Consider the following 25,981-nt stretch of genomic DNA (forward strand, 5'->3'; position numbering starts at 1 on the left):
ATTCGGCCTTGAGGACTTCACCACCCTTGGCGGAGGCGCGGTTTAATATTCTCAAGTTTTCAAAGCCTTAAGCCGCGCCAGCTCCGACTAACCGCAAGTCTATCGGGGCCGGCCCCACCCAAAAACATCACATACCGCGCCGGTCGCGGTTTAGACTCGACACCATGCTCCAGCTCCAATCACTCAGCCTGCGCCGCGGCCCGCACCTCTTGATCGAGGGTGCCGACGTCACCGTCTATCCGGGCCAAAAGGTCGGATTGGTCGGCTACAACGGCTGCGGCAAATCGAGCCTCTTCGCGCTGTTGCTCGGGGATCTCCATGCCGATGCCGGCCAAGCGACGATCCCGGCCGGCTGGGAGGTCGCCCATGTCGCCCAGCACACCCCGGACAGCGAGGTCGCGGCAATCGACTTCGTGCTCGACGGCGACGCGGAGCTGCGCCGCATCCAGGCCGAGCTGGCACGCGCCGAGGCCGCCGGCGACGGACTGCATCAGGGCGAGCTGCTGGGACGGCTGGAGGCGATCGACGCCTACGGGGCCGAAAGCCGTGCGGCGCGACTCCTGCACGGGCTCGGCTTCGCACCCGGCGACGAGCGCCGCCCGGTCAACAGTTATTCGGGCGGTTGGCGGATGCGTCTCGCCTTGGCATGCACCCTGATGTGCCGCTCGGATCTGCTGCTGCTCGACGAGCCGACCAACCACCTGGACCTCGACGCCGTCATCTGGCTCGAAGGCTGGCTGAAGGCGTATCCGGGAACGCTCCTGCTGATCTCGCACGACCGCGACTTCCTCGACGCCGTCACCGGGCACATCCTGCATCTCGACCACCGCCAGCTGACCCTCTACGCGGGAAACTACTCCGCCTTCGAGCGTCAACGCGCCGAGCGGCTCGCCCAGCAACAGGCCGCGAGCGAGCGTCAGCAGCGCGAGATCGCGCACATGCGCAGCTTCGTCGAGCGCTTTCGCGCCAAGGCCACCAAGGCACGCCAGGCGCAAAGCCGGCTCAAGGCGCTCGAGCGCATGGAGCTGATCGCGCCGGCCCATGTCGACTCGCCGTTTCGCTTCGAGTTCGCCCCGGCCGAGAACCTGCCGCGCCCGCTCCTGCGCCTGGACGCGATCGCCGCAGGCTACGGCGACAGGTCCGTGATCGAGGGGGTTGGACTCAGCCTCAACCCCGGGGATCGCATCGGACTGCTCGGGCGCAACGGTGCCGGCAAATCCACCTTCATCAAGGTCCTGGCCGGGGAGCTGACCCCGTCGAGCGGGCGTCTGGAGCGCGCTCAGGCCCTGAAGATCGGCTACTTTGCCCAGCATCAGATCCACCAGCTCCATCTGGACGACAGCCCGCTCGGACATCTGCGGCGTCAGGATCCGAGCGCAACCGAGCAGGCCCTGCGCAGCTATCTGGGCGGCTTCGGGTTCGAAGGCGATCGCGCACTCGGCCCGGTCGGCCCGCTCTCGGGCGGCGAGAAGGCCCGGTTGGTGCTCGCGCTGATCATCCGCCAGCGGCCCAATCTGCTCTTGCTCGACGAGCCGACGAACCACCTCGACCTCGAGATGCGGCATGCCTTGACGGAAGCGCTCCAGGGTTTCGACGGGGCCCTGGTGCTGGTCTCCCATGACCGTCACCTGCTGCGGGTCACGGCCGACGCGCTGCTCCTGGTCGACGCCGGAGCGGTGCGTCCGTTCGACGGAGATCTCGACGACTACCCGGCCTGGCTGGCCAACAACGACCCGAGTCGCGGCTCCGCTGCGACGCGACCGACCGGGTCGCCGTCGATCGCCGCAAGCGACGGCAGCGACCGTAAGCAACAGCGTCGTCAGGCGGCGCAGTCGCGTCAGACACTCCAGCCGTTGCGACAGCGCGAGAGAACACTGGAGAAGCGCATGGAAGCGCTTGCAACCCGCCGCGCAGCACTCGAGCAGACACTCGCCGATCCGGACCTTTACGCCCCGGAGGCCAAAGGTAAATTGCTCGCGCTGCTCGAAGAGCAACGCCAGGTCTGCGCCGACCTGGAAGCCACGGAGGAGGCATGGCTCGAGGTCAACGAGGCCATAGACCAGGCTCGATAGTTGCTTATTTTGACCCGACGAGACCGTCAAGGAGACCTTCACGCAACGACCGATTCCGCTCGACCGAGCTGATCACGCCTTTCGCACCCGACGCGATTCGGCACCTCGGCTCGAGCTTCACCCCAACCGATCAAGGATCCAGCGGCGCCATGTCACCGTTCAAAAACATCATCAGTGCCCGACCGAACGAGCATTTCTTCGACCTTCCCCCGCTGCCGATGACCCCGGAGGGCATCGCTCGCGATTTCCAGCACTACTACGCCTATACCTTCGGGCGGGATCGCGACTGCCAGTCTGCCTACTATCCGTACAAAGCGCTCGCGATCGCACTGCGCGACCGTCTCATGGAGCGCTGGAAAGGCACCAGGCACGCCTATGAAGAGGTCGGCGCCAAGCGCACCTATTACCTATCGCTCGAGTTCCTGATGGGGCGCGCGCTCTCCAACGCCATGTTGAATCTGGGGATCAGCGACGCCGCCGCGAAAGGGCTCTACGACCTGGGGATCTCGCTCGAGGAGATCGCCGGCAACGAACCCGACGCGGGTTTGGGCAACGGCGGCCTCGGCCGGCTTGCGGCCTGCTTTCTCGATTCCTGCGCCACACTGCAGCTTCCGGTCAGGGGCTACGGACTGCACTACGAGTACGGGATGTTTCGCCAACTGATCGAGAACGGCAACCAGATCGAGGAGCCCGATCACTGGGTTCGTGACGGGAACCCCTGGGAGTTGGAGCGCCCGGAGTTCACCCAGCGCATCCAATTCGGCGGACACACCGAGACCCACAAGGACAACGACGGGCGCGATGTCGTGCGCTGGGTCAACACCAACGACGTTCTCGCCGTCCCCTACGATATCCCGATTCCCGGTTATCGCAACGGCACCATCAATACCCTGCGCCTCTGGAAGGCCGCCGCGACCGACGAGTTCGATCTCGGCGAGTTCAACTCGGGCAGTTATCCCGAATCGGTCGCACAGAAGAACGCCGCCGAGCACATTACCATGGTGCTCTACCCCAACGATGCGAGCGAGAACGGCAAGGAGCTGCGCCTGCGCCAACAGTTCTTCCTCGCCAGCGCCAGTATCAAGGATGTGCTGCGCGACTGGATCCGTCTGCACGGAAAGGATTTCAGCGGTTTTGCCGAGAAGAACTGCTTCCAGCTCAACGACACGCACCCGGCCGTTTCGGTTGCCGAGCTGATGCGCCAGCTCATGGACGACCACGGCCTGGAATGGACACAAGCCTGGGCCATCACCCGCAAGACGATGGCCTACACCAACCACACCCTGCTGCCCGAGGCGCTCGAGCGCTGGCCCGTACGCCTCTTCGAGCGTCTGCTGCCGCGTATTCTGCAGATCATCTACGAGATCAATGCCCGCTTTCTCGCCGAGGTCGCGACCCGCTGGCCGGGCGACAACGACCGCCAAAGACGCATGTCGCTGATCGAAGAAGGCTACGAGTCACAGGTCCGGATGGCCTACCTGGCGATCGTCGGGAGCTTCTCGGTCAACGGGGTGGCCGGCCTGCACTCCCAGCTGCTTGTCGAAGGCCTGTTCCGCGACTTCTACGAGCTCTGGCCGGACAAATTCAACAACAAGACCAACGGCGTCACCCCTCGGCGCTGGCTGGCCATGTGCAATCCCGGGCTGCGCGAGCTGCTCGACGAGACCATCGGCACCGAATGGGTGCGTGATCTGAGCCAGCTCGAGCGTCTCGCGCCTTATGCCGAGGACGCCGATTTCCGCGAGCGATGGCATCGGATCAAGCAGGACAACAAGCGCTGTCTCGCCAACACGGTCGAGCAGGTCTGCCGGGTCTCCTTTCCGGTCGATGCGCTCTTCGATGTCCAGGTCAAGCGCATCCACGAGTACAAGCGACAGCTGCTCAACATCCTGCACGTGATCCATCTCTACAACCGCATCAAGCGGGGCGATACGCGGGACTGGACGTCACGTTGTGTTCTGATCGGCGGCAAGGCGGCGCCCGGCTACCAGATGGCCAAGCAGATCATCAAGCTGATCAACAACGTCGCCCGCGCGATCAACAACGACCCGGAGACCGAGGGCCTGTTGCGGGTCGCCTTCATCCCGGACTACTGCGTCTCGCTGATGGAGGTCATCGCACCCGGCACGGACCTCTCCGAGCAGATCTCGACCGCCGGCAAGGAGGCCTCCGGCACGGGCAACATGAAGTTCATGATGAACGGCGCCATCACCATCGGCACGCTCGACGGGGCCAATATCGAGATCCGCGAGCAGGTCGGTGACGAGCACTTCTTCCTCTTCGGCCTGACCGCCGCCGGGGTCGAGGCGCGCCGCTCGCACTATGACCCCAACGGCATCATCGCCGGCGACGCAGCCCTTCTCGAGGTCATGAGTCTGCTCGAGTCCGGACACTTCAACCAGTTCGAGCCCGGCATCTTCGATCAGATCATTCTCTCGATCCGCAATGCCCATGACCCCTGGATGACCGCGGCGGACTTCCGCAGCTATATCGACGCCCAGGAGCAGGTCGCGGCAGCCTACCGCGACCGCGAGCGCTGGTTGCGTATGAGCATCCTCAACACCGCCCACAGCGGCCACTTCTCCTCCGACCGCACCATCGCGGAGTACAACCGCGACATCTGGAAGCTCGCGTCGGTCACGCCCGAGTCGTTGGGCGGCTGAGCGAACCGACCTCGGACGCGCTCGCACGAGCACGTCCGAGGTCGGACCCGCGGTCCGATCCCATCTGCGGGAGACCGCCCGCAACCCTGACCTCCGCGCCTATGGTATAAGGCGGTTTGTTCCAATCCTCGGCAGAACCGACGAGCCAACATGCGTATCCTGATTGCCGATGATGCAAGCGATGCGAGGGAGATCCTCGGGCGCCTGCTCAAACGCTGGGGGCATGAGGTCGTGACGGCAAGCAACGGCCGCGAGGCGTGGGAGATCCTCGAGCGCGAGACGATCCGTCTGATCATCAGCGACTGGATGATGCCCGAGATCGACGGACTGGAGCTGTGCAGACGGATCCGCGCCGTGCAGTGGGACCATTACGTCTACTTCATCCTCTTGACTGCCCGCGACGACAAGGAGGATCTGATCGAAGGCATGACGGCGGGTGCCGATGATTTTTTGACGAAATCCTTCAATTTCGAGGAGCTGCGCGTGCGGCTGCGTGCCGCCGAGCGTATTTTGAGCCTTGAAAGCCAGCTCGCCTCGCGCAACAGAAAGCTCGAAGAGACCAACAGCAAGCTCCACGCCGCACTCGACCGGATCGAGCAGGATCTGCGTGCAGCGGCGGCCCTGCAAGCCAGCCTGTTGCCGAAGGATCCGAACGCGTCGCCTGCCATGGCCTTGGCTTGGTTGTTCCTGCCCGCGACCGAGATCGGCGGGGATATCTTCGATTTTTTTCGTTTAAACGACCGCGACCTCGGGTTTTATCACCTTGATGTCGCGGGGCATGGCGTGCCCTCGGCGATGATGTCCGTCACCCTGAGTCGAACCCTGTCGGCGGAGCTCAGCGAGGGGCATTTGATCGCTCCCCCCGGAGGCGAGATTCGCGTCAAAGCCCCGGATGCCGTCGTGGCCGAGCTTAACCGGCGCTTCCAATCCGGCGAGAACGCACCCTATTTCACCATGGTATACGGCTACATCGACACCGACTCGGGACGCGGCGAGCTCTGTCAGGCCGGCCATCCCTATCCGCTGCTGGCTCGCCGAGACGGACATGTCGAACAGGTCGGACACGGCGGATTTGCCGTCGGGATGCTCGAAGGAGTGCCCTACGATTCAGTCGCCTTCACGCTGGAGCCCGGCGACCGGCTGATCCTCTACTCGGACGGCATCACGGATTGTCGCAACGCCGAAGGCGAGAGCTTCGAGATCGAGCGCTTGATCGGCCTGACCGGAGACTGCATCGATACACCTCCGGCAACCTTGACGACGCGCGTGGACGAGACCTTGAGGAGCTGGCGCGGAGCGGGAGAGATCGAGGACGACATCTCGCTGTTGGTGCTCCAACGGCGATGAGCGATCGGGCGCGAGCGCGAAACCGCCGCCCCGAAAAGTGAACAAGGACACTGCCCAACACCTGCTCAGAGCGCTATCCTTAGGCGCGAGGGCCTCGCCCCGCGACCGAACGCCGACACCAGTCGGCCCGGGTCCGCGCGCGGCCCGGCTGATCCGCTTACCGCCGGGCCTCGGATCGCGCACACCGGCTCCGGTGTCTCGCGCCACGACCACAACCGATATCGGATGAACAGCATGTCAGGTTCAGGAGAAGATCGGATCGAGACGGTCATCGACACAAGCGTCCTCGAAGACATCCGTGATCTGATGGAAGATGATTTTCCCGATTTGGTGCGGCGTTTTCTTAAGGATTCCGCCGACCTGCTCGCTCAACTGGATCAAGGCATCGCCCTGAGCGATACCGATTCGGTCCACCGCGCGGCCCATACGCTCAAGTCGAGCTCCGCGGCACTCGGCGCGCTGGCACTCTCCGATCGCGCCAAGCATCTGGAGGCCCTCGGTCGCTCGGGGATCCTCGTCGGCGCAGCATCGGAAGCGGCTGCGGCCCACGTCCAGCTCGCGCGCGTCAAGGAGATCCTGGAGAGGGACATCTGAGGCGGGATCCCGACCATGATGCCGAACCTTCGGGCCCGCGCCGCCCTGCTCGGCAAGCCTCTCGTCAAGTTACGGATCCCGATGCAAAAACAACCGCCCGACCGCCGGAGCACATGAGGATGAAAGCAACCGTTACCCATCGGAAGATCGGCCAGGTCGACACCGTCGCCATCGCCGGACGCTTAACCGCCGCCGAGGCGCCGGCCGTTCGGCAGGAGATCCTCCAGGTTCTGGAGCGGGGCGACGCGCGCCTCGTTCTGGACCTGCCCGAGATGACCTTCTGCGATTCAAGCGGCCTTTCGGTGCTGATCTCCGCACTCAAGGCTGCGCGCGGCAGCGGCGGCAACGTCTCCCTGGCCGGACTCACGCCCGCGGTTCGGGCGCTCATCGAGCTGACCCGCCTCCAGCAAGTCTTCGAGATCTTCGATGACGCAGAGGTCGCCGCCGCGCGAATGGGTTAAATCGACAATGCCGGGCAGACACCCGTCCGGATGAACGGGATCGAGCACTCGAGCGCGTCGGGGGAATCAGCCCGACTCGGGCGTTCGCGCTCCCCTTCACATCGCGTGATCGGTTTCGGGCTCGCCCTCTTATGGACGTCGATCCTGAGCGGATGCGGCGCTTGGGAGGTCGTCCCCGGACCCACCCCGTCGGCGGCCTCCGATTTCGAAGTGCCTGAACGGCGGATCGAGGCATCAAGCTTCGAGCTCCTCAAGCAATTCGAGCAAGCCGGCGAGCCGGTTTATCGGTTTGGTCCCGGCGACGAGCTCGTCGTCTCGGTAGCCGCCCGACCCGAGATCTCCGGCCCCCATCTCGTCGGTCCGGACGGCATCATCACGGTCCCTTTCGCCGGACCGATCCTCATCGGCGACCTGACGCGGGAGGAGGCCGCTGCCCGTGTTGTCGAGGCGCTTGCCCCCTACTATCTCGATTTGTCGGTCACCGTCGGCGTTACGCGATACGGGTCGAATCGGATCGTCGTTCTCGGGCGGGTCGAGAATCCCGGCGTGCTGCAGTTCGACACGCCGCCGAATCTACTCGAGACGCTGGCCCAGGCCGGCGGCCTGCCGCTCCTGCGTCCCGAGCAGCTCCTGACGCGGTGCGCCGTGATTCGCGGCGACAAAATCCTCTGGGTCGATGTCGCACGTCTGCTCACCGGCGACCTGTCGTTGAATATCCGATTGCAGCGCAACGACATCGTCTATATCCCGGATTCCACCGACACACCGGTTTACGTCCTCGGCGAGGTCCAGACCCCCGGGGTCTATCGACTGACACCCCAGATGTCGTTCCTGGATGCCATGAGCCAGGCCGGTGGCCCCACCCGGGATGCGAACCTCAACCGGATCCACGTCATCCGTCCGGCGGATCGGGTCAATTTAACCTTCTCGTTTATGGAAATTCTGAAACCGGATCCGGGGCTGAACGTCGCGATGAAGGAAGGCGACATCGTCTATGTCCCGCGCAGCGGTGTCTCGCAGGTCGGGTACATCCTGCAGCAGATCAATCCGTTCAGCTCCATCCTGGTCATCAATCAGCTCTTGGGCACCGAGTGACCAACCGAGTCATCCATCGCCATGTGCCGGCGCAACCTTGGAAGACGGTCGGGGGGCGTCCTTGAGCGCACCGCCTACTCAACCTGTCTCCTCGGGTGCTTTCCAGCCGCTCAACAGCATCTGGAATCACAAACTCCTGATCGTCTTGGTTGCCTTGGTCGTCGCGACCGGCGGAACCTATGTCGCCTACATCAAGGGCACCGCCGTCTATCGCGCCACGGCGGTCATTTACGTCGCACCCCGGTTCGCCAATATTCTGGAGGACTCCAAAGAGCTGGAATTCCAGTCCTTCTCCCAGTTTCAGCAGTTCATGAAACAGCAGGCGCGCACCATCAATCGATACGATATCGTCTCGGAGGCGCTCGCGCGGCTCGGTGAGCGCGGTGCCGCCGTTTGGCGCAGGCCCGACGAGTCCGAGCGGGAAGCGACCGAACGCCTGCAGCAGCAACTCCAGGTACGCGATGTCCGAGATACCTATCTGATCACCGTCAGTCTCGATTCGGAGAACGCCGACGGGCTCGACGAGATCGTCAACAGCGTCGTGACGGTCTACCTGGAAAAGTCGAAAAAGGAGGAGATCTATGCCGGAGAGGATCGCATCGAGATCCTCTCCGAGCGCCGCAAGGCGCATGTCCTGCGGATCCAGGCGCTCACGGAGCAACGCAACGCGCTCGCTCAGGTCCTCGGGGTGACCACCTTTGTCGAGGGCTCGCTCAACCCTTATGACACCCTCTTGATCGAAAGCACCAGTGCCGTCCTCAAGGCCGAGCGCGCTCGCATCGAGGCAGACGCCGAGTTGGCGACCTACGATGCCGCGACCGGTGGCGAATCGGCCCGTCTGGCGTTGAACGCGGCGGCAAGCGAGATCGCCGCCAAGGATCCCGGACTCAACAGTCTCAAGGCCAATCTGTACAAGCGACGCAGCGAGGTTCTCGAACAAACCACGGGGCTCACGGAGAATCATCCCGTCAGGCGCATCGCGCAGCGCGAGCTCGATGATCTGGAGAACGAGGTCCAAAGCGCCTCGGCCCAATTGATCGCCGAGAAATCCGTCATGCTGCTCGAGGAGCGCAGGGGGCTCGTGCGCGAGCGCTCCGCGGTCGAGGATGTCCTGCGTGCGCAGCTTCGCGAGCAACAGAATCAGGCCGCCTGGTTCTCGACCCGTTACAACGATGCACTGGACGCCACCAACGAGATCGCACGCGAGCGTAAGGCGTTGGATGCGATCGACGACCGCATCGAGTTTCTGGAGATCGAAGCAAGTGCGCCGGGCTTCATCCGGGTCTCGACCTGGGCCATGCCGGCGATCCTGCCGGTGAGCGGCGGGCGGACCAAGCTTGCCGTGGTCTTCGCTGCGCTCGGGGGCATTTTGGGACTGGTGGCGGCGATTGCGGTTGATCTGTTCGACCGGCGCGTTCAGACAAGTCGGCAGGTACAGTCGCTCGTGGGCTTTCCACCCTTGGGTTCCTTCCTGGAACCCTCCCGGGATCCGGCTCACCGGGCGCTGCTCGCCGATCAGATGCGACGGCTCGCCCTTGCGCTGAAGCGAGAGCACGACGCGAACGGTGTGCGCCGTCTCCTGGTCACCGCAGCTCGCGATGGTTGCGGTTCAACCACCATCGTGCTCGATTTAGCACGCGAGCTGACTCGCCAAGGCCTGCGAACCCTGGTGATCGAAGCGAATCTCTTCTTTACGGACCCGCGCTACAGGGCGACGCCCGATCGCCCGAGCCTGCTCGACATCCTGTCGGACGACCTGGATCCCACCCTCGCGATCGTACCGGGAGACGAGAACCTACCGGACCGCATCCGCACCGGGGATTCGGTCAACGAACAGATGAGCAACTGCAGTCATCTTCCACGCGTGCTCGATCGACTGGATGCGCAGTACGACATGGTGTTCATCGACGCCGCCCCGATTCGCCTCTCCGCAGACACCGAGTATCTGGCTGGCATCTGCGACGCGACCTGGCTGGTGGTGAGAGCACGACTCGCACAAATCGGCGAGGTCAAAGGTTCCGCGGCACGCCTCGAGAAAGCCGCACCGCCGGCAGTCGGCCTGATCATGACCGGGCTGACCGTCTTTTTGGGTGGCGGCTACTACGGCAAGGTCCTGAAGGAATACCGCAAGACCATCGCCGCAAAAAGCCGATGAGGCACCACAAAAGACAACCGCCGCCGAAACGATCCCGCCCTCCCTCGCGCTCGGCCCGAGCACACCGCGGCCGAGTCTCGGAGCGAGCCGTCTGCCGGTTCGACAGTGTTGCAATCGGGTCGCCTGCCGTTTCGGCACGTCGTTCAGAGCGAAACCTGCCGAAACGGCAGACGAGGCCGGTTTGAGGAGACCCCCTTGCGTGCCCGACGGCCGACCAAAAAATCGTTTTTTATATTAAAAACATTGGTTTATATCTTTTCAACGAACGACATCGGCGCACGAAGCGCGCACTGAGCGAAAGGTCCGGCGGCTCGCTCACATGCGTTTTTTAAAAAATTAACTCACTAATTTAAAAAGTATTTTTATGCAGATCCTCCGATTTTTCCGGCACGCGCACTTCGATGGCACGCATTATGTATTTATCGGACGAGTCTCTAAACGCCTCGACAGATAGGAACCCATCGATGTCTATTCGCCACCCTCTCTTGACCTCACTGGCCACCGTCGCGCTCGGCGCCGCGGCTCAACCCGGCCTGGCGGTGACCTGGTCCTACGTCGGTGGGTACAATGCCGACGGGGTCCCCAATACGCTCGTGGACTCCAGCAGCAGGATACCTCCCGACCTGTTGAACGAGATCCACACGCGGTTGCCGGAAAGCCGGGATATCCGCAAGAACGACCCCAGACTCATCACCGATGATCTCGGAGCCAACATCACCCTGCTCGAAGACGCGGAGATCACGGTCGCTTTCGTCTATGAAGGCGCCGGGTATCGCAATTCACTCGGGTATTTCACCTTCGATCCGGCCAATACACCGGCATCGCCGAACGCGCTCGACCCGAAGATCATGTTTCCGAATTTCTCCTTGCCGTTGTTGAAGTTCGGCGACGCGGTCGAACTTGGAACATTCAAGGCCGGCACTGCAGTCGGCTTCACCGTGGTCTCCGACGGATGGAAAGGCAAGGGCGTCAATTCGAACCAGCCTTCCGACAGAATCTTCCACACCCTGAAGACGCTGAACCCCGAACCGGCCGGAACCAATAATCTCAACGCCCACACGGTCCTGCTGTCGAAGCCCGAGGATGAGCTGCTGGTGCTGGGATTCGAGGACATGAATCGGACCTGGTCAAGCAGCGACCACGATTTCAACGACGCGCTGATCGCGATCATCGTGTCGCCCTTTTCCGCCGTCGATCGCAGCCAGGTGCAGTCGCTGACCCTGCAGGTGAAGGACACCGACGGAGACGGCATCAGCGACGATATGGACGCCTTTCCGCTGGATCCGAAGCGGGCCGCGCGACGCTTCTATCCCAGCGCCAGCGGCTTTGGTTATCTGGCCTTCGAAGACAACTGGCCGAGCAAGGGCGATTTCGACATGAACGACCTGGTGATGGCCTATCGGGTCGTGGAAACCCTGAATGCCCACAACGAGGTCACCGATCTGAAGCTAATCTACGAAATCACCGCGCGCGGCGGCACGGCGCAGACCGCGTTCGGCATCCATTTGCCCGGGATCGAGCGTGGTCTGATCGACACCGCCGCGACCACGCTCTCGATCGGCGATAAGACACCTGTCGGGTTACCCGCCGAGTCAGGCCAGCGCGAGGCGGTCTTCATTCTGGCGCCGAAACTGCCCGACCTGGCCAAGACCGGCGAACGCTGGCCCTGCAGCTTCTTCAACACGATCAGTAGCTGCGCCGCACATTCGCCCGTACAGCTGACGGCGCAGATCCAGTTCAAAGAACCCGTGAGCGCCTCTCGCCTGGGCGTCCCTCCGTACAACCCATTCATCTACAGGAATCAGCGGGGCCGCGAGATCCATCTGGTGGATCGGCCGCCGACGGACAAGGCCGACCCGACCCTCTTCGGCACGGGCGACGACGCCTCCAACCCGGCCGAAGGCCGCTTCTACCGGACCGCCGACAACCTCCCCTGGGCGCTGGACGTGCCCGAGAACTGGACGCATCCGGCAGAATGGAACGACGTCGCTGACGCCTACCCGGACTTCGCCACCTGGAGCGCAAGCGGCGGTCGGTCGACGGCGAACTGGTACATCGGCAACATCAACAAAGGGCTGCTGTTTCAGCCTTAGACGATCGATCGACAGTGTCGGCGGATGGGCATTCGGTCGTGCCCGGGGCCCGCCGCCGGCGATGCGCCGCACCACCGGCGGCGCCTTCAGACACCCCGAAGCACACAGCACTCGGCTGCGGGTCCCGGCCCATTCACTCGGTAGCCTCGGAAGACGCCTTCAGATCGGCCAGCAGCCGATAGAGCGTGCGCTCTCCGATCCCCAACGCCCGCGCCACCGCAGAGCGGTGCCCTTCGTGGCGCTCGAGCAGCAGCTTCAGATAGCTCCGCTCGATCTCGGCAAGGGTCGGCTCGTGATCGAACCTCAGCGTCACCCCGTCGTCCGGCGCACTCGCGGGCGTTCGAGAGAGCGTGAGGTGCTCCGGATCGACCTTCAGCTTGTTGCCGGACAGGATGATCGCCCGCTCGACGATATTGCGCAGCTCCCGGACATTGCCCGGCCAGTCATACGCCACCAACTGCTGCATGGCCGACGCACTCGCGCGCTTGACGATGCGTTTGGACTGCCCGTGATGCGCCAGAAAATACCGCACGAGCGGTGGAATATCCTCGCGGCGTTCGCGCAACGGCGGCACATCGACCACGAAGGAATTGAGGCGATACAACAGGTCCTGGCGAAACTCACCGCGCTGGGCCATCCCGTCGAGATCCCGATTGGTCGCGGCCACGATCCGCACCTCGGCCTTCAGGTCCGTCGCAGAACCGAGACGGCGGAACCGTTTGGTCTCGAGCACCCGCAACAGCTTGGCCTGAATCGGGGCCGGAATCTCGCCGATCTCGTCCAGAAACAGGGTCCCGTCTTTCGCCTGCTCGATCAATCCCGGCTTGCGTTGGGCCGCGCCCGTAAAGGCCCCGCGCTCATGCCCGAACAGCTCGGACTCGAACAGTGTCTCGGGTAGCGAACAACAGTCCACAGCGACCAGCGGCCCCTCGGCCCGCGGGCTCAAGCGGTGGATTTCCTGGGCCACCTTTTCCTTGCCGACGCCGCTTTCGCCGAGGATCAAGACCGTCGCCTCCGTCGCCGCGACGGCCTTCAGATCGGCCAGAAGCCGCAGCAGAGGCGCGCTCTCGCCCACCAAGAGGCTGGGGGCTTCGTGCCGCAGCACGCTGGTGTAGAACTCGCCGCGCCTGTAGAGGAGAACGTTGTCGATGATCCGTCGGACCGCACCGGCCAGCTCCTGCGGGTCCACGGGCTTGGCCAAGAACTCGCTTGCCCCCAGACGCAGGGCCTGCAGGGCAACCTCCATCCCGTCCTCGCCGCAGAGCACGAGGATCGGGAGATCCTGTGCCCAAGCCTCCATCCTATCCGCGTCCAGGTCGCCGGGCCATGGATCGTCCAACAGGATCAAATCAGGCGCATCGGAGGACAAGAGCCCTTGAGCACCGTCCCCGTCCGCGACGGCGCTGACCTGATAACCGAAACGACTCAGTGTCTCCGACAGATCGCGACGGGCCTCTTTGTCCACGCTCACCAGCAGGATATGGTCGGTCATGGCTGATCTTTTCATCCGAATCGCAAGAGTGGAGCGGCGTGCGCAAACCCGATCACCGCCATCGGCGATGACTCCGGCGCGAAGGCTCGAACCGCGGTTTCCGCGCGATTTTCTTCGGCGGACGACGGAGCTTCGCCGATCCGAAACATCATAAGGCTTCCCGGGCGGCACATCAGAATCGGCAAGCCAGGGATGCGCGACGGTGGAGACTGCGGCATCCCTGCCGGACTGGCAGAGCCGCCTTTCGCACATCGAGCTGATCATCACCTTTCCACCGATCGAACGGGACCGCATCGGCAGGGACTGCCATACCGGCAGGGTCAAAACCCACCGAGCTGCGAATCTGGCAGCTCCCCCCCTGCAACCGCTGCCAACAGATGACCGCGGCAGGAAAAAGAAGCAAACAAAACAAGTCGTTACAATTTTTTAGGCGTTTGGCACGGAAGATGTATATCTAGTCACAGATTCTTCATCTTGCCCTCAGGACTGCCACCATGACCATCCGCCGCCCCCTGTCGATCTCGCTGGTGCACATCGGCCTCACGATTCTGGTCTTGGCCGGAGCCGCCTACAGCACCTCGGTCCGCGCGGACATCGACGAGGTTCAACCCAGCACCGAATTCCGGTACGAGACCAGCCGCTGGACCGAGGTGGACATCGCCCTGGCAACCAACGACGGCAACCCGGCGCTGCTCAGCATCTACAGCAAGGGGGCCAACGGTCTGCGGCTGCTGCAGAATGCCTTCACCGACACGCAAGGCCGCTTCTTCGGCGAATTGCAGCTGCCCGCTCACCTCGACAGCGTGGTGGTCGTCGTGCGCACCGCTGACCGGCAGGATACCCTTGACCTCATCGTCGGCGAGAACTTGATCGCCTACGCCGAATAACGCTGCTCACCGACGCTCGGGAGATTCGACCCATGATGACGTTCACATCGAAAAAACAATGGACCGGGGCGGCACTCGCCCTGCTGATCACCGGAAGCGCCTTGGGTGCACCGCCGGTCTCCGTCGGTCAGCTTGAATTCGAGCCGATCCGCCTCGCCGATGCGGCGGGCGCGAAACTGGAGCGGGCCATCTTGACCTACATGGACGATGCCTACGAGGTCAGGGTCAACGGCTTGGGCATCGGCGGAGCGGCCGGAGTCACCGTGAGCGTGACCGGAGAGGTCAGCGGGCTCAAGAAACTGATGGATCTCGAAGACATCTTCGTCACGTCGCTTGCCGACCCCTCGGAAACGGATGTCAGCAGCGACGATCTTTGGATTCAGAGTGATCGCGGCGTGACGATTCGCCTGCGCACGGACAATCCGAACGTGGGCATTGCCCCGGGAAGCGACGAGGTCACTGTGCTGTTCGGGTGGGGGGAGTAGGGTGCTGGTCCGCCTGAACGCATCGAACCCGATGCCGGGGTCGGACTGAAATCCAACTCGGAAACAGCCGCCCTAACCGCTGCGGTCCCCATCGTCACCGGGACTCAAGCGGGGCACCTGCCGATGCTGTCGGCTCGTATCGACGCAACGTCGGACGAGGGCGCGGGGTTCGCGTTCTGTTACTATTCAGAGCGCGGATTGCCGCCATTCCATTGCATCGCGCCGCCGAACTGCCGTGTACGTCGAATCCGGATCGACCGGCATCGAGAAACGGCCCGAGTCACGGATGACCGGGAGTCGAGCGATGCAGGGCTCGAATCGCACGCAATGCCGCAAACAACCCCGAACGAAATCCCGACCAGGGGAACGCGATGACGCCGCGGCTCTTGTACGTCTTGCACAGTGGCAACCTCTACGGCACGGAGCGCATGGCCCTCGCAACCCTGGAGGGTCTTGGAGCAAGTGTCGATCCGCTGCTGTGCGCACCGCCGGGTCCGGTCCTTGCCGAAGCGCAGCGACGCGGCGTGCAAAGCATCGCCTTCGCGAACCCGCGGGACCTCGCCCTTCTGTTGCGCCGGGAGCTCTCGACTCACCGCGAGGTCTCCTTTGCCGCGACAGCGGTCACCCACTCGGTCCTCTTTGCCGCCCTGAACGCCATCTATCGGCGTCGCGGCGTGCACATCCATATGGTTCACGGCGGCACCGACGAGCGCGACAGCTACGGGCGCAAGAAGATGCTCAACCACGCGGGGGTTCGCTTCGTTGCGGTCTCCGCTTATGTGCGCGAGCGGCTCGTCGCCAACGGTGTGCGCGCCGACAGGATCACCGTCATCGAGAATTTTCTCGGCTCCGACGATGTCGCCTCGCGCCCCCGGCGCCTGCCGTTCGAGAGCCCCGGTATTCGGCATGTACTGATCGTCTCCCGCGTCGATCCCATCAAACGGGTCGATCTCTTGCTGGACGCTCTCGACCGCCATGCCGGGCCAAGGACTCTCGACTATCGTATCCTCGGAACGGGTTGGGATCTGGATGTCTTGCGCGAGCGAGCACGGACCAACCATCCGCAGGTGACCTTCGCGGGCTTCTCCGACGCGGTGCCGGACGAATTGGCCCGGAGCGATCTCTTGCTGCACCTCTGCCCCGTCGAACCCTTCGGCCTTGCGATCCTGGAGGCGATGGCCGCAGGGATACCTGTGCTGGTGCCGGACAGCGGCGGGGCCGGATCCTTGGTGGAGGACGGGGTGAGCGGCCACCGCTTTCGCGCCGATGACGCCGATGACCTTGCTCGTCGACTCGCAACGTTTCAAACGGCCGATGCCGACACGCTCAATCGCCTGGTCGCAGGCGCCGACCATCAACTGGCGACGCGCTTTTCCGCTGCAGCACGCATCGCCGACTATCGGCGGCTTTTCAATGGAGTCGAGCCATGAACCCGAATGGATCGAGCGTTGCGCTATCGGTCGTCATCATCGGCCGCAACGAGGGATCACGGCTCGTGCGCTGCCTGCGTTCCGTGCAGGCCATTCGCGGGGTCCGCGGCACGATCGAGATCATCTATGTCGACTCGGACTCCAAGGACGGCAGCGCCGAGCGGGCTCGTGGGCTCGGGGCACAGGTCATCGTGGTGCATCCGCAACGCCCCTCCGCCGCGCTCGGTCGCAATGCCGGATGGCGCGCGGCAAAAGCACCCGTGGTGCTCTTTCTGGACGGCGACACCATCCTGGATCCCGATTTCGTCGCGAGCGCACTGCCCCTGTTGAAGGATCCGAACGTCGCCGTCGTCTGGGGACACCGCCGCGAGCTGCACCCGGAGGCGTCGATCTACAACCGGGTGCTGGATCTGGACTGGATCTATCCGCCGGGTCCGAGCGCGTTTTGCGGCGGGGATGCACTGATGCGCCGGGCCGCATTGGAGGAGGTCAACGGCTTCGACGAAAGCCTGATCGCCGGCGAAGAGCCGGAGCTCTGTCAACGGCTGCGCACGCTGAATTACCGCATCGAGCACATCGACCAGCCCATGACCCTGCACGATCTGGCGATCACCCGCTGGGAGCAGTATTGGCGACGTGCCGAGCGGGCCGGCCATGCCTACGCGGAGGTCGCGGCGCGATTCCGCAACAGTGACTATCCACTGTGGTCCGCGGAGGCTCGGCGCAACTGGATCCACGCGGCCATTCTGATCTTGGCGATTCCGGGCGGTATCGCCGCCGCCGTCGTCTTGGAAAGCCTCTGGCCGCTGTTGCTGCCGATCGCTTTTTATCTAGCCCTGATCGTGCGCACCGCGCGCCGGGTGGAGTGGAAGGATCCGAGCCCGGTGACGCGCCTGCTGTACGGGGTGCATTCGCACCTGCAACAGATTCCGATCCTCTTCGGGCAGCTGGGTTTTTATCGTGATCGACGCGCCGGGCGTCGACGGCGCCTGATCGAGTACAAATAGGCCGAGAATCGACCGACCCCGGCGCGATTGAGGACGAGCGATGAGCAAAGATATCAAAGGCTTCGCGGTAGCCGCACTGATCCCGATCGCACGCCTGCGGCGACGACTGTTTAATCCGTTCGTGCGCCTGTGGAGCCATGCCCGCTTGGCGGAGCGGATCGCCGCGCCGCTCGATCCCTCGGTCGTCGTACTCGGAGTCCCCGAGATCCACGGAACCGGCAAGATCCGTTTGGGCCGCCAACTCTATCTCTACCCCGGTCTCTATCTCGAAACCCAAGGGGCGGGCGAGATCGAGATCGGCGACGAGGTGGTCCTCTCGCGCGGGGTCCATCTGGTCGCCTTCGAACGCATCCGCATCGGCGACGGCAGCATGGTCGGCGAATACACCAGCATTCGCGACGCGAACCATCGCACCGGCACGGATACGGCGCTACGTTGGTCCGGCCACGAGAGCCGTCCGATCGAGATCGGGCGTCAGGTCTGGATCGGGCGCGGTGTTACCCTGCTGCCCGGCGTGACCATCGGCGACGGAGCCGTGATCGGGGCCAACGCCGTCGTGACCCGAGACATCCCGGCCGGAGCGGTCGCAGTCGGCGTTCCCGCCCGTGTCGTTCGGTCGGCAGCGGATGCGCCTGCGATGGCGTGATCCAGACGACCGCCGCCTCTTTCTGAGCGCGCCGCCCCGTGCTTGCGATCATCGCCCTCATCCCGGGCCTTCTGGCGGGCTGGATCGGACTGACCCGAGGACCGCATGCGGCATTCCTGACGGTCTATCTGCCGTCGATGATGCTGCTCCCCGAATACTATCGCTGGAACGCACCCGGCCTGCCGGATCCGACCTTCGGTCAAGCCGCTGCCGTCGGCACCGCCGTTGCTTTCTTCGCACGCGGGACGCCGGGGTTCCGCTTTCATTCAATGGATCTGCTGGTCTATGGTTTCGCGCTCGCCGCGAGCATCTCGGAATACCGTGCCTCGGGTTACAGCGATGCCCAGAACCTCATGTTCAACATGCTGACCTGGGTGGTGCTGCCCTACATCTTTGCCAAGAGCCTGATCGAGCCCGCCGGACATCGGGTCCGCTTCGCCAAGACCATCGTGATCTGTCTCTTCATCATCTCGGCGGTCTCCGTCTACGAGTTCCGTTTCGGCACCACGCCCTGGCGCATGATCCTGGACCCGTTCTTTCCCGGTCAGGCGCGCTGGGTCACGACCTTCCGCTGGGGTTTCGCGCGTGTCGCAGGACCTTACGGGCATGCCATTCTGGCCGGTATCGTCATGGTGATCGGCTACCGCATCCAGCGCTGGCTCGAATGGAGCGGCGCATGGGAGCCCAAACCGCGCTTCGCCCCCTGGCTGCCGATCAGTCAGGGGCGCCTCATCACCCTCGGACTGCTTGCGGGGGTCATCATGACGATGGTACGCGGCCCCTGGATGGGGGCCATCTTGGCGGCGATGTTGGTGATGATCGGGCGCTCGCGCCAACGGGTCGCCGCGATCGGTGCCGTCGTTGCGCTCATCCTCTTCGTCGGCATCCCCGGCGTGATCTGGTTCCTCGACTACGTCTCGGTCGGGCGCGAGGGAGCGGAAACCGTGGCCCAGGAATCGGCCGCCTACCGGTGGGAGCTCTTGACCGAATATTCCGAGATCGCCGCCGAACGGATCTGGTTGGGCTGGGGGCTGACGGCGTGGCCCAAGGTCCCGGGCATGCCCTCGATCGACAACTATTATCTGCTGCTGCTCTTGATGCACGGGCTCATCGCCCTGGTCTGCTTGCTCGCGATCATCCTCGTCATGTTGGTCCGCCTGACCGCGCACGGGATGCGCCAACCCCTCGCCGAGCCGCGCGGCAGCTCGCTGGCCTTTACGCTGGCGAGTCTCTATCTCGCGGTCGGCTTCTCGATCGCCACCGTCTATCTCGGCCTGCAAGCCGTTCCGCTGCTCTTCATGATCACCGGCTGGGGTATTGCCTATATGGACTCCGGTGTCGAGGGGATCGGCACGGAGGCCGTCGCACCCTCGGAGCCGGCACCGACCCACCGGTTCCGTCGCGTCATGACGTGAACACCGATCAACCCCGACGGCATCATGTATTCTTAGGTTCGCAGGCAGAGTCGCGTCCGAATCGACTCACGCAGATGACGGATCTCGGGCGACGGACACCGGGACATGGACTCGGCGCGACCGAGCCGGATCAACGAAGCAGCAGGACAGAGGACCGACAGCCATGACGGACAAGGTTACACCCGAGGCCAAGTCCTCTGTCCAGGGGCAAGGCGCTCGACTCGACGCCGGCGGCATGAACCGCCTGGTCAGCCGCAACATCTTCAGCTCGGTCGGCGCCAAGCTCCTCTATCTGGTCACCCGCTTCTTCATCCCGCCGATCGTCCTGGCCTATATCAGTCTGGAGGAATACGGCATTTGGGCGATTTCCTTCATCCTCATCGGCTACTTGGGGATGAGCGCCTTCGGGGTCTCCAACGTCTACATCCGCTACGTCGCCCAGTATCACGCCAAAGGCGAAGAGCATCGGATCGGCGATCTCTTGTCGACCGGCTTGACGGTGGTGAGCTTGATCAGCCTGGTTGCGCTCGCGCTTCTTTGGATCGGGCTGCCGACCCTGATCGACGCGCTCTCGGTCTCGCCCGATCTACGAACCACGGCATTCGTGCTCATCTTCGGCAGCGCGGCAATCTTCGCACTCGAGCTGAGCTGGGGCGCCTTCGCGTATGTCCTGACGGGCCTGCAACGCATCGTGCAGCAAAACCAGGTCTGGGTCGGGACCTTCCTGCTCGAGACCCTGCTGGTCGTGGTCTTCCTGGTCGCCGGACTCGGGGTCTATAGCCTGCTCTATGCCTTCGCGATCCGCTATCTGGTGTCGATCAGCGTCAATGTCTGGCTCTGCTTCCGCAATATCCCGGGGCTGACGATCTCGCTGCGGCGTTTCAATCGGGCCGATCTCGCGCTCTTCTACCGCTATGGCGGCATTGTCCAACTCTCCGGCTTTCTCGGGATGTTCCTGCGCTCGATCGAGAAGCTGATCGCCGGACTCTTCATCAATGTACAGGCGACCGGCCTCTTCGACGTCGCACAGAAATTCCCGGTGATGGCGACCTCGATCCCGGGCTCCATGAACGCCGTCTTCCTGCCGGCAACCTCCTATATGCACTCGCAGGAGCGCCGCGGCGAGCTCCTCGAGCTCTATTTCAAAGGCGCGCGGTACATCAATCTGGTGACCGGCTTCATGATGGGCTTCATGGCCGCCTTCGCAGCGCCCCTGATGGTCGCCTGGCTGGGGCCGAATCCGGAATTTGCCTTGGCGCCGCTGATCCTGGCCTGTTTCACATTGCCCTTCCAGCTCAACATCCTGACCGGACCGGCTTCGAACATCTACCGCGGCATGGGGATCCCCGCACGCGAGCTCATCTACCCGCTGTCCCAACTTGCCCTGGTGGTCATCCTGGTCGGCGCAGGATTCCTGATCTTTGGTATCGATGTGGTGGTGATCACGCTGGCGGTCGCCCTGGCCATGATCCTGAGCGCGCTGATCTATATGGTCTACACCAATCGCTTCCTCGAACTGGGGCAGGGGCGCTTTGTTCGCGGCGCCCTGCTGCCCGGTCTCTGGCCCTACCTGACCGGATTCGGGCTCTATCTGCTGGCTCGCCCCTGGGTCGAGTCGGTCGGCGACGATCGTTGGGGCAGCATCGTCCTGGTGCTGGTCGCGGGAATCGTCTACTGCGCTTTGCAGGCCGCGATCCTGTGGTTCTTCCAGTTCGATGCAGGCGAAAAAGACTTTGTTGCCGTCAAGGTTCGAGGCTTGACCGGACGCCTAGGCGGCGCACGGTTCCTACGCAAGAGAGAGCATCCGAATGGGCACTGATTTCGGGGCGTCGGCGCACGCCGATGACTATCGTCTCGCGGACTTCAAACTCCTGCTTCCGATCGGACCCGATGTCCGCACGCTGGTGATCGGCACGCATCAGCCCGCCTTTCTCCCGCATCTCGCGGGCGAGCTCGGCACGATCGATCTGGTCGTCGAGCCGCCGCAGGACCGATTGCACGAGACGACATTGGCGGCGATGGCCGCTCTCGCGGCGCCCGAGCGGGTTCGCCGAATCGGCGCCCCCGAGGGCGAATACGACCTGGTCTTCTCCGAAGACGTCTCGGCCGGGCGCCATCTCAGAGCGGGCGGCGTTCTATGTCGGTTCCTTGGCCGGGAGGTCGATTCGACGTCTTCCGGACTCACCCCGATCGGCCGCTGGCGGGCCTATCCGGATTGGCCCGCCTTCCGGGTACTGATCCCCGACCACCCAGCCGGCTTTCGGGCCGCCGCACGCGATCTTCGGCTCTATCCGTCGCGGTCGCTCACGGGTCTGCTCGCACGATTCTCAGCCGGCGCGGCCGCGCGGCGTCTGCCCGAGCAAGGGATCGCGCTCTATCGACGCGAAGGTGCCGAGCCTCATCCCACGCTGCTGGGCACACTGCGCGGCGCACTCGCCTCGATGGGCACCGACGCCATCCGCGAGACACCTGCAGATCATTGGCTGCTGGCATCCGGTCGACTTGGACCGGGCAATCCCGTTCTGGCCTTCAGTCTCGACGCGCACGGACAGCCGCAGCGCCTGATCAAGGCAGCGCGCTTTCCCGGCGGGCAACACCTGCGCGCCGAGGCCGAGCAATTGGATCGGATCGAGCAGGCATTGGGCCCGACCGCGGCGGCCCGGATCATCCGACCGACCGACTCCGCCGTGGTGGCGGGACGATGGGCGCTGGCCTATGACTTCGAGCCCACTCATCCCTTCTTCGGGATCCGCTGGCGCCTGCAGAGCCGCAAGCGATTCTGTCTGGCGATGGCCGACTGGCTGGCGGCGCTGGGGCTCGCGACCCGTCGACAACCCGACCGGACGGACATCGCGGCCCGTCACGTCGCACCGTTGCAGCGGCTCGTCGCACGCCGGATCTTGCCCCGTAAGACCCAGCATCAGGCCGCGGCCGCCCTGGAAGACCTCGAACGCCTCGCACCCTCTCTACCGATGATCCTGGAGCACGGGGATCTCGGCATCTACAACACCCGTCTGACGAACGCGGACGGCTCGGATTTCCGAGTGCTCGATTGGGGTTCCTCGACCTTCGAGGGCATCCCGCTCGGCGACCTCGCCTACCTGCTCTGCTCGGCTCGCGCCCCGAAGGCGCTGGCACGCCGCTGTCTCGGCAACTATCTGGTACGCATGCATATTCCGACCGGCGAGGCCCCTGCGTTGTGGTTCAGCTATCTCGCTCGACGCTGGGAAGAGCTCGACGGCATTCGACCGCCGGTACACGATGACCCGACCTCCGGCGGCGGGCTCCTGCTGCCGATTCACGCCCGTGTCGCGCCTTACCTCGACGGGCTGACCTGACCGCGTGTCCGTATGCTTCGAAGTCCCGGCAAGCGCATTCGCTCTAAGCGTCAAGGCGGCGTGAGCTGTTTCGGGTCGCCGGCGAGGAAATCGCCGTAATGCTTACCGGAGGCCGTATCACCATTCGAGAAGAGAACATGTCGTGTACCGCCGATCTGCAGATAAACGCCGGACACCTCGGATGTGATTTTTCCGTTTGCGTCGCGTTTGTAGAAGACCTTGAAGTCCGAGATCGGAGCGTATCCGCTGCGATTGAAGTCCGTGATGCCTGCGAACTCAAAAAACGCGTCCATGAACGGGGTATTATTGCTCCAGGAGAAAGAGGCGTTACCCACATTATCCGGCTTGAACACCCCCCCATCCGCCAACCATTTTTTCGTAAATTCCTTAAACGCCCTCATCAGCTCGGCGACAGTGTCTTCGATGTCCTTCGGATCGGTGGACGTCCTGTAGCCCCCGGCGACGTCGTCGCGACAAATCGGCGGAACCTGACTCGCGAGCGTTGCCGACGTCTTCAGACAGCTCCAGACGATCCCGCCGCCGTTCTCGCTCGGAACCAATCGCAGCTCCGGATCAACCCTCGCACCGGTGTTCTGAGTCGTCACCGAGATCACCCCGGCATCCTCGATCGCGAGCGCCCTGACATAGCGACTGAACGAAGCCGAATCGCCGACGATACCTGTCTTCACGTTCGCGAGACCGCCGTTTGCCGCCTGTTCGACCACGGTGCTCTTGAGTGATGACGCCATCCCCAGCGCCTCGCTCACCTTGGAGCGAATGCTGTAGTCCTGAAACGCAGGAACGGCAACGGCTGCAAGGAGCCCGATCACGGCCACGACGATCATAACCTCGATGAGGTTGAAGCCCTTCTGGGCGTAATTCATTCGGCGATTCATCTGAACACCTGCTCCCTTGAAAATCTGTTTTGATCCCGCCTCGAGCACCCGAGCCGCGGCCCACTTCGGAAACGACACAGGTCAGCCGAGGCATCGAGACGGCGAGCCCCTATGCATCCATGTCACCGGACCTTGCAGGCAAAGACCGGACCATGCAACCTGTGATGATCCGGCCAATCGACCCGGTCGAGCGTCCGCCGGAGCTACAAACCGCCTGACTCCTTGTCGGAACCGGGCGCCGAACCGACCGTTCGTGTCGGGACCGAGGTCACCGCCAGCCGGAGACACGCCGGGTCGCTGCCTGTCAAAAGGTGACCCATGTCGCAGGCTCGCAGGGGACTATCGTCCATGCTCTCGGGGAACGGCCGACGAGCGCACCCGCAAGATCGGCCGCTCCGGTCCCTCCGTCGAGCACACGAATCCGGACGATCTCGCCGAGATCGCCGAAGTCGACCCCGGGTCCGATCCCGTCGATAGGACTGGAGCCCCGCATCGCATGGATCTACACTCATTCGACGGAAGCTCGGAAACGACGACAACGGCTGGAGGGCGGACAGGCATGACCAAAGCACGAGGGCCTCGTTTGCTCCTGTCCGCCTATCAATGTGGCCCGGGAATGGGCTCGGTCTCCCAGATCGGCTGGCACTGGTACAGCCGTCTCGCCCGCAGGCTGCCGACGACCTTGCTCACCCATGTCCGCAACCGTCCCGCAATCGACGAGGCCGGCGGGCCGGTCGGCGAAAGCCGCATCCTCTATGTCGATACCGAGTGGTTTGCCGGCCCGCTGTATCGGGTCGCCTCGCGGATCTTCCCCAAAAGCGAGCATGCCGTTTTCCTGGTCTCCTCGCTGGATTTCTATGTCTACGACCGCGAGGCATTGCGCATCGCCCGGGCAGAGTCTCGGGGCGGAATGCCGTGGGACATCGCGCATGCCCCGACCCCGGTCTCGCCGCTCGCGGCCACCCGCCTGCACCGCTTGGGCCTTCCGGTCGTGCTTGGACCCTGGAACGGCAACCTGGGTCTGCCGCCGGGGTTTCGCGACATCCTCCGTGCGGACTCGGCCTGGCTCTACCCGGTGCGCCATCTCGGGCGTGTCGTGGATGCGTTGGCGGGCGGGACGCGCCATGCGACGGCCATCTTGACTGCGACACGCGCCACAGTCGCCGGCATCCCGCGGCGCTATCATCGCCTCTGCTTACCCGTGCTGGAGAACGGGGTAGAGCTCGACACCTTTCCGGCCGCACCCTGGCCGACCGCGCCGGGTGTGGCGGGCGAGCCGCTGCGGTTGGTCTTTGTTGGACGCCTCGTGCCCTTCAAAGGAGTCGGGATGTTGCTCGACGCGGTTGCCCGACTCGTCCCGGAAATGCCGATCCGACTCTGCATCGTCGGGGACGGGCCCTTGTCGGGTGAGTTGCACGAGCAAGCCGCCCGGCTCGGGCTTGACGAGCAGGTCCGTTTCACCGGCAACCTCCCGCCTCCCGAGGTGGCGGCGGAGATCCGCGCGGCACACGTCTTCTGTCTGCCCTCGGTACGCGAATCAGGCGGTGCCGTGCTCTTGGAGGCCATGGCCTGCGCCCGTCCGGTGATCGCCGTGGACTTCGGTGGACCGGCGGAGATCATCGACCCGACGGTCGGTTTGGCCCTGCCGCCGACAGGACCCGAGGCCGTCGTCGAGGGGCTCGTTGCCGCGCTGCGCGACCTGGTCCGCAACCCCGAGATCTGGCGAGAGCGTGGGGAGGCAGGACGCCGCCGGGCCGAAGAACGCTACGCCTGGGACGCGAAGGTGGACTCGACCATCGAGCTGTATCGGGATCTGCTCGCCGACCCGGTCACGGCCCGCAACCGGCGCCGAACAAACATCGGCTCGTGAGCCGCGGCTGACCTCTGCAATCTCCAATCGCCAAG

General features: G+C 64.0%; 19 protein-coding genes. 17 read left to right on the forward strand and 2 right to left on the reverse strand.

Annotated features, from left to right (window positions below; genetic code table 11):
• The first annotated feature begins 164 nt into the window (after positions 1 to 164).
• From THIMADRAFT_RS15890 to THIMADRAFT_RS15925, 8 genes are all read left to right on the forward strand, one after another.
• Entirely contained in the window at positions 165 to 2,072 is a 1,908-nt protein-coding gene (locus THIMADRAFT_RS15890; RefSeq protein ID WP_007194095.1) for an ATP-binding cassette domain-containing protein, read from the forward strand.
• 149 nt (positions 2,073 to 2,221) lie between these two features.
• On the forward strand, positions 2,222 to 4,735 hold the full coding sequence (locus THIMADRAFT_RS15895; protein WP_007194096.1) for a glycogen/starch/alpha-glucan phosphorylase: 2,514 nt from the start codon (positions 2,222 to 2,224) through the stop codon (positions 4,733 to 4,735).
• Positions 4,736 to 4,885: 150 nt separating this feature from the next.
• Complete coding sequence (locus tag THIMADRAFT_RS15900) at positions 4,886 to 6,082, forward strand: PP2C family protein-serine/threonine phosphatase (RefSeq protein WP_007194097.1); 1,197 nt, start codon at positions 4,886 to 4,888, stop codon at positions 6,080 to 6,082.
• Positions 6,083 to 6,316: 234 nt separating this feature from the next.
• Complete coding sequence (locus tag THIMADRAFT_RS24885) at positions 6,317 to 6,676, forward strand: Hpt domain-containing protein (RefSeq protein WP_007194098.1); 360 nt, start codon at positions 6,317 to 6,319, stop codon at positions 6,674 to 6,676.
• Between the two features lie 119 nt (positions 6,677 to 6,795).
• Complete coding sequence (locus THIMADRAFT_RS15910) at positions 6,796 to 7,137, forward strand: STAS domain-containing protein (RefSeq protein WP_007194100.1); 342 nt, start codon at positions 6,796 to 6,798, stop codon at positions 7,135 to 7,137.
• Positions 7,138 to 7,347: 210 nt separating this feature from the next.
• Entirely contained in the window at positions 7,348 to 8,232 is an 885-nt protein-coding gene (locus THIMADRAFT_RS15915; RefSeq protein ID WP_199484246.1) for an SLBB domain-containing protein, read from the forward strand.
• Positions 8,233 to 8,293: 61 nt separating this feature from the next.
• Positions 8,294 to 10,387 carry a GumC family protein gene (locus tag THIMADRAFT_RS15920; protein ID WP_007194102.1) on the forward strand — a complete coding sequence of 698 codons (2,094 nt, stop codon included), beginning with the start codon at positions 8,294 to 8,296 and terminating at the stop codon, positions 10,385 to 10,387.
• Positions 10,388 to 10,851: 464 nt separating this feature from the next.
• The gene (locus tag THIMADRAFT_RS15925; RefSeq protein WP_007194103.1) at positions 10,852 to 12,480 is read left to right on the forward strand and encodes an LruC domain-containing protein; all 1,629 of its coding nucleotides are present in this window, start codon (positions 10,852 to 10,854) and stop codon (positions 12,478 to 12,480) included.
• A gap of 133 nt (positions 12,481 to 12,613) precedes the next feature.
• Here the strand turns inward: THIMADRAFT_RS15925 and THIMADRAFT_RS15930 are convergent, their stop codons facing one another.
• The gene (locus THIMADRAFT_RS15930) at positions 12,614 to 13,972 is read right to left on the reverse strand and encodes a sigma-54-dependent transcriptional regulator (protein WP_007194104.1); all 1,359 of its coding nucleotides are present in this window, start codon (positions 13,970 to 13,972) and stop codon (positions 12,614 to 12,616) included.
• A 494-nt stretch (positions 13,973 to 14,466) separates the two neighbouring features.
• Here THIMADRAFT_RS15930 and THIMADRAFT_RS15935 point away from each other — a divergent pair, with 494 nt between their 5' ends.
• From THIMADRAFT_RS15935 to THIMADRAFT_RS15970, 8 genes are all read left to right on the forward strand, one after another.
• Positions 14,467 to 14,859 (forward strand): hypothetical protein, encoded by a 393-nt coding sequence (locus THIMADRAFT_RS15935; protein ID WP_007194105.1) that lies wholly within the window; start codon positions 14,467 to 14,469, stop codon positions 14,857 to 14,859.
• Between the two features lie 32 nt (positions 14,860 to 14,891).
• Positions 14,892 to 15,344 carry a hypothetical protein gene (locus THIMADRAFT_RS15940; RefSeq protein ID WP_007194106.1) on the forward strand — a complete coding sequence of 151 codons (453 nt, stop codon included), beginning with the start codon at positions 14,892 to 14,894 and terminating at the stop codon, positions 15,342 to 15,344.
• Between the two features lie 371 nt (positions 15,345 to 15,715).
• On the forward strand, positions 15,716 to 16,774 hold the full coding sequence (locus tag THIMADRAFT_RS15945) for a glycosyltransferase family 4 protein (RefSeq protein WP_007194107.1): 1,059 nt from the start codon (positions 15,716 to 15,718) through the stop codon (positions 16,772 to 16,774).
• The gene (locus tag THIMADRAFT_RS15950; RefSeq protein WP_007194108.1) at positions 16,771 to 17,781 is read left to right on the forward strand and encodes a glycosyltransferase; all 1,011 of its coding nucleotides are present in this window, start codon (positions 16,771 to 16,773) and stop codon (positions 17,779 to 17,781) included. Before THIMADRAFT_RS15945 ends, THIMADRAFT_RS15950 begins: the two co-directional genes overlap by 4 nt.
• A gap of 40 nt (positions 17,782 to 17,821) precedes the next feature.
• On the forward strand, positions 17,822 to 18,427 hold the full coding sequence (locus THIMADRAFT_RS28405) for an acyltransferase (RefSeq protein ID WP_007194109.1): 606 nt from the start codon (positions 17,822 to 17,824) through the stop codon (positions 18,425 to 18,427).
• 38 nt (positions 18,428 to 18,465) lie between these two features.
• Positions 18,466 to 19,842, forward strand: coding sequence for an O-antigen ligase family protein (locus tag THIMADRAFT_RS15960; protein ID WP_007194110.1), 1,377 nt, complete (start codon positions 18,466 to 18,468; stop codon positions 19,840 to 19,842).
• 163 nt (positions 19,843 to 20,005) lie between these two features.
• Positions 20,006 to 21,661 carry a lipopolysaccharide biosynthesis protein gene (locus tag THIMADRAFT_RS15965; protein WP_007194111.1) on the forward strand — a complete coding sequence of 552 codons (1,656 nt, stop codon included), beginning with the start codon at positions 20,006 to 20,008 and terminating at the stop codon, positions 21,659 to 21,661.
• Positions 21,651 to 23,180 carry a phosphotransferase family protein gene (locus THIMADRAFT_RS15970; protein ID WP_007194112.1) on the forward strand — a complete coding sequence of 510 codons (1,530 nt, stop codon included), beginning with the start codon at positions 21,651 to 21,653 and terminating at the stop codon, positions 23,178 to 23,180. Before THIMADRAFT_RS15965 ends, THIMADRAFT_RS15970 begins: the two co-directional genes overlap by 11 nt.
• Before the next feature lie 50 nt (positions 23,181 to 23,230).
• On the opposite strand, the gene THIMADRAFT_RS25815 is transcribed toward THIMADRAFT_RS15970, so the two are convergent.
• Positions 23,231 to 24,124, reverse strand: coding sequence for a pilin (locus tag THIMADRAFT_RS25815; protein ID WP_139052859.1), 894 nt, complete (start codon positions 24,122 to 24,124; stop codon positions 23,231 to 23,233).
• A 511-nt stretch (positions 24,125 to 24,635) separates the two neighbouring features.
• Between THIMADRAFT_RS25815 and THIMADRAFT_RS15985 the strand changes: the two genes are divergently transcribed.
• The gene (locus THIMADRAFT_RS15985; protein ID WP_007194114.1) at positions 24,636 to 25,946 is read left to right on the forward strand and encodes a glycosyltransferase family 4 protein; all 1,311 of its coding nucleotides are present in this window, start codon (positions 24,636 to 24,638) and stop codon (positions 25,944 to 25,946) included.
• Positions 25,947 to 25,981 lie beyond the last annotated feature (35 nt).

It is taken from the genome of Thiocapsa marina 5811, assembly GCF_000223985.1.
GTDB lineage: Bacteria > Pseudomonadota > Gammaproteobacteria > Chromatiales > Chromatiaceae > Thiocapsa > Thiocapsa marina.

Excerpts from the sequence above, each read along its gene's own strand:
- THIMADRAFT_RS15890 (WP_007194095.1), top strand. The coding sequence starts at position 165 with ATGCTCCAGCTCCAATCACTCAGCCTGCGCCGCGGCCCGCACCTCTTG.
- THIMADRAFT_RS15895 (WP_007194096.1), top strand. The coding sequence starts at position 2,222 with ATGTCACCGTTCAAAAACATCATCAGTGCCCGACCGAACGAGCATTTC.
- THIMADRAFT_RS15900 (WP_007194097.1), top strand. The coding sequence starts at position 4,886 with ATGCGTATCCTGATTGCCGATGATGCAAGCGATGCGAGGGAGATCCTC.
- THIMADRAFT_RS24885 (WP_007194098.1), top strand. The coding sequence starts at position 6,317 with ATGTCAGGTTCAGGAGAAGATCGGATCGAGACGGTCATCGACACAAGC.
- THIMADRAFT_RS15910 (WP_007194100.1), top strand. The coding sequence starts at position 6,796 with ATGAAAGCAACCGTTACCCATCGGAAGATCGGCCAGGTCGACACCGTC.
- THIMADRAFT_RS15925 (WP_007194103.1), top strand. The coding sequence starts at position 10,852 with ATGTCTATTCGCCACCCTCTCTTGACCTCACTGGCCACCGTCGCGCTC.
- THIMADRAFT_RS15930 (WP_007194104.1), bottom strand. The coding sequence starts at position 13,972 with ATGACCGACCATATCCTGCTGGTGAGCGTGGACAAAGAGGCCCGTCGC.
- THIMADRAFT_RS15935 (WP_007194105.1), top strand. The coding sequence starts at position 14,467 with ATGACCATCCGCCGCCCCCTGTCGATCTCGCTGGTGCACATCGGCCTC.
- THIMADRAFT_RS15940 (WP_007194106.1), top strand. The coding sequence starts at position 14,892 with ATGATGACGTTCACATCGAAAAAACAATGGACCGGGGCGGCACTCGCC.
- THIMADRAFT_RS15945 (WP_007194107.1), top strand. The coding sequence starts at position 15,716 with ATGACGCCGCGGCTCTTGTACGTCTTGCACAGTGGCAACCTCTACGGC.
- THIMADRAFT_RS15950 (WP_007194108.1), top strand. The coding sequence starts at position 16,771 with ATGAACCCGAATGGATCGAGCGTTGCGCTATCGGTCGTCATCATCGGC.
- THIMADRAFT_RS28405 (WP_007194109.1), top strand. The coding sequence starts at position 17,822 with ATGAGCAAAGATATCAAAGGCTTCGCGGTAGCCGCACTGATCCCGATC.
- THIMADRAFT_RS15965 (WP_007194111.1), top strand. The coding sequence starts at position 20,006 with ATGACGGACAAGGTTACACCCGAGGCCAAGTCCTCTGTCCAGGGGCAA.
- THIMADRAFT_RS15970 (WP_007194112.1), top strand. The coding sequence starts at position 21,651 with ATGGGCACTGATTTCGGGGCGTCGGCGCACGCCGATGACTATCGTCTC.
- THIMADRAFT_RS15985 (WP_007194114.1), top strand. The coding sequence starts at position 24,636 with ATGACCAAAGCACGAGGGCCTCGTTTGCTCCTGTCCGCCTATCAATGT.